The following is a 226-nucleotide window of genomic DNA, read 5'->3' as shown; positions in this document are numbered from 1 at the left end:
CCCTCAGGACCCAACAGCGCATCCCCGCTTCCATCCCCGGAAGCGAGCTCCAACCGATGTTCCACCCTGAGCAGCCACCCAGCAACATGCAATCACCAGAATTGGTGACCATCACGTGCCGGCAATGGCATTCTCTGACGCCTCACGAAGAGACGTATGAGTGCTCCTTAGAAAGGAGGTGATCCAGCCGCACCTTCCGGTACGGCTACCTTGTTACGACTTCGTC

At 58.0% G+C, this 226-nt stretch carries 1 rRNA gene; it reads right to left on the bottom strand.

What is annotated here, in order from left to right:
* Positions 1-171 precede the first annotated feature (171 nt).
* Positions 172-226 (bottom strand): 16S ribosomal RNA (locus tag QSK05_RS36180); the annotation flags it as partial.

Source organism: Kineosporia sp. NBRC 101731, assembly GCF_030269305.1.
Lineage (GTDB): Bacteria > Actinomycetota > Actinomycetes > Actinomycetales > Kineosporiaceae > Kineosporia.
Note: the sequence above shows the minus strand (reverse complement) of the source record. Positions and strands in the feature narration are given on the sequence as shown.